The sequence below is a fragment of the Calditrichota bacterium genome (genome assembly GCA_014359355.1).
Lineage (GTDB): Bacteria > Zhuqueibacterota > Zhuqueibacteria > JANLFK01 > Oleimicrobiaceae > Oleimicrobium.
This window is the reverse complement of the sequence record JACIZP010000360.1, coordinates 1-3,278: the sequence shown is the minus strand read 5'-3', so window position 1 is coordinate 3,278 and position 3,278 is coordinate 1. Positions and strand designations below refer to the sequence as shown.

General features: G+C 60.6%; 3 protein-coding genes. All 3 read right to left on the bottom strand.

The annotated features are described in order from the left end of the window. A partial coding sequence (locus H5U38_15120; protein MBC7188355.1) for an aldehyde dehydrogenase family protein occupies positions 1-898 on the bottom strand: 898 nt, incomplete at its 3' end. A 142-nt stretch (positions 899-1,040) separates the two neighbouring features. Continuing rightward, on the bottom strand, positions 1,041-2,795 hold the full coding sequence (locus tag H5U38_15115) for a ferrous iron transporter B (protein MBC7188354.1): 1,755 nt from the start codon (positions 2,793-2,795) through the stop codon (positions 1,041-1,043). After that, positions 2,792-3,055: a ferrous iron transport protein A gene (locus H5U38_15110; protein MBC7188353.1), complete on the bottom strand. Its 264-nt coding sequence runs from the start codon at positions 3,053-3,055 to the stop codon at positions 2,792-2,794. The genes H5U38_15115 and H5U38_15110 overlap by 4 nt, the downstream gene beginning before the upstream one ends. Positions 3,056-3,278 lie beyond the last annotated feature (223 nt).

Here is a 3,278-nt window from a genome sequence, read left to right as displayed (position 1 = left end):
TGGTAGTCGTGCAGCGCTGGCCTGCTGTGCCCACTGCGCCAAACAGCACTGCCCGCACCACGAGGTCCATGTTCGCATCTTCCATGACGATGATGCCGTTGTTGCCGCCCAATTCCAGAATGGTCCGCCCCAAGCGCTGGCCCACCACGGCGCCGATGCGCCGGCCCATCTCGCAGCTCCCAGTGGCGCTGATGAGCGGGATGCGTGGGTCGTTGATCATCTTCTCCCCTACCACTCGCCCACTGCCCACGGCCAGGTTGAGGATCCCCTCCGGCAGGCCGTTGGCCTTCAGCACATCGGCAAGGATTTTGTGCACGGCGATCGCGCACAAAGGCGTCAGGGATGACGGCTTCCAAATCATGGTGTCGCCGCAGACCAAGGCGATCATGGCGTTCCAGGACCACACGGCAACCGGGAAGTTGAACGCGGTGATGATCCCCACAATGCCAAGGGGGTGCCACTGCTCATACATCCGGTGCATTGGGCGCTCAGACTGCATCGTCAGACCATAGAGCTGCCGGGACAGACCCACCGCAAAGTCCGCCATGTCGATCATCTCTTGCACCTCGCCCTCGCCCTCGGGCAGGATCTTGCCCATTTCCAGCGTGACGAGCTTGCCCAACGGTTCCTTGTATTCGCGCAGCTTCAGCCCCATCTGGCGCACGATCTCGCCCCGTTTGGGAGCCGGCACCATTCGCCACCACTTGAAGGCTTCTTGGGCCTTGGCCACAATGGCCTCGTACTCCTGCTCGTCCACCTGGCGCACGGTGGCAATCACCTCGCCGTCGATGGGGGAGACGGACTGCAAAAGACCGCCTTTACCCTCCAACCACTGGGTGCCGGTGCACCCACCGGAGTTTTCCTTCTCGATGCCAAGGGTCTTCAGGAAGTCGTACATGAGCAAATCCTCCGTCACGCATGTGCCACTGCCCGGTGCGCATCCCCGAGGAGAGCTGCTGGGCGCGCTTCTTAGCCGGTAAGTATAGCAAAATTTTGCCAAAAAGTCAAGCTGAAAGGCCTTCTGTGGCGGGCGGTCCTCGTCACGCCAGGACTACGTTGAGCAGCGTGCCCACAGTCAACGTGACCATTAGCATGATCGCCGTCGCGCGCAACATATCTTTGAGCCCCAGCTCTTTGAGCATGACCACAAAGGTCGCCATGCAAGGGAAATACATCGTCAACACCACACTGGCGATGACCAGCTGCCTCATGCTCATTTGCAATGGGGCCAACATGCCCACCGCAACATCTTTGCGTAGGAAGCCGACAATCATCGCCCCGACCGCCTCCCTGGGCAATCCGAGAAGTCCAGTCACCACCGGGGCCGCGAATCTTCCCACTGCGTCAATTATGCCAAAGCGGTACAGAAGATTCACAATCAGTACCCCCAGAAGCACGAAAGGCACTGCTTCCTGGAGGAACCAACGCAGGCGCAGCAAGAGCTTGCGTAGCAGCCCAGGCACGTAAGGGAACCTATAGGGAGGGATCTCCACGAAGATCTCGGGACTCTCCCCTTTGAGCAACAGGTTCATGACCACGCCCAGCACTACCCCGACCGCGAAGAGGGTGCCAAACACCATGAGCAAGGCCGACGTCCCGTAGCTCCCCACCAGACCGATGATGACCGCCGTCTGGGAAGCACAAGGAATGGCAATGGCCATCAGGGTGGCTGCGATGAAGCGCTCACGGCGCGTCTCCAGGATGCGCGTGGCCATCACTCCGGGCACATTGCAACCGCACCCCAAGAGCATGGGCACAATAGCCAAGCCGTGCAGGCCGAGACGGTGCATGATGCCGTCCAAGAGCACGCTCAGCCGCGGCAGGTAACCAGAGTCCTCGCCGATGCTCAACACAAGGTAGAAAGCAACGACATACGGAAACACCACCGCAAAGTCAACGAACAGCCCTGTGGTGAGGAGCCCCAAAGACTGCAGGAAGTCAATCTTGCCTTCTACCAGCCGTCCCACCAGGACGTCGTGGAGCAATCCTCCAGACCCCAACAGGTGGGAGAGGCGCATCATGAGCGGTCCCCAGCAGCGCTCGAACAGAGGCTCCATCAGGCGCGTAGCCAGTCCCTCCCCGATGAAGCGAATGACCCCGAACGACAGGTAGAGCACTGCCGCACCCATGATGGTGCCTGAGATAGGCTGCAGGGAGGCATCGCTCAGCTTTTCCAACCAGGTGTGGTGGCGGTGAGAGACCTCCTGTACCCTGCGCACCACCTTGCCAACTTCTGCCCAACGGTCTTTTTCCTCAAACTCCCAGGTGCCGCCGCGCGCTTCAGGGAGCCGCTGCACTAGCGAGCGGATTCCCTCCCCGGTAATCGCCACCGTCGGCACGACAGGCACGCCGAGGAGGCGCTCCAATTCCTCGGCGTCGATGGACACCCCAATGTGTTTCGCCTCGTCCCACATGTTGAGCGCGACCACCATTGGCACCCCTACCTTGAGCAGTTGCAGGGTGAGGTTCAGGTTGCGCTCCAGGTTGGTGGCATCCACCACGTTGATGACTATGTCAGGATGCTCGCCGGCAGCATGCGCCTCCCGCAGCATCTCCAGGGCAACTTCCTCGGCGCGCGATGTGGGCTCCAGCGAATAGGTCCCTGGCACGTCGACAACCTCGACCTGCTCGTCGCCCAGCCGCATGAATCCCTTGGTGTACTCGACGGTGGTGCCCGGGTAATTGGAGGCAATCACGTTTGCTCCGGTAAGGCGCGAAAAGACCACGCTCTTGCCTACGTTGGGGTTTCCCATGAGGAGCACACGGCGGGACCTCTGCGTGACCTGCCCGTTCATCGCCGCACGATCACCCTGCGCGCCATACCAAAGCCGATTGCGTACTGGCTGGACCCCACCCGAAAGGTCACCGGCCCACGCAGCATCTGACTGGAGACCTTGGTCACCGTGACTCCTGGTTTGACCCCCAAGACTTCCAACCGCTTGACGACTCCATGCCCCCCAGCAATCCTCACCACGGTGCCACTCTCGCCCGGTCGCAATCCAGCTAAGTCCACCTCAGAGGGGCTCTCCCGCTCTTCGTTCTTCCTCCTGTGCATCCAGGGGCCCCAGCACCAGGGGCGCGTCGTTCTCATCCTCTGCCTGAACCACTCTATCATCGCCATCCTGCGAAATCACCGTCCGTTGTCCGGGTGCGTATCTGCGAAGGAAATGCTATCTCAGGTCGAGAAAACCGCGGAGAAAACGTGAGACGCTAATGGTCTTCTTGGCCGGTGCAATGATACAAAAAAAAAGCCACCTGCGCAAGGTCTTTCTCCGGCC

What these genes read in the sequence shown, in the direction of transcription:
- H5U38_15115 (MBC7188354.1), bottom strand. Translation starts at nt 2,795, where the DNA reads ATGAACGGGCAGGTCACGCAGAGGTCCCGCCGTGTGCTCCTCATGGGA.
- H5U38_15110 (MBC7188353.1), bottom strand. Translation starts at nt 3,055, where the DNA reads ATGCACAGGAGGAAGAACGAAGAGCGGGAGAGCCCCTCTGAGGTGGAC.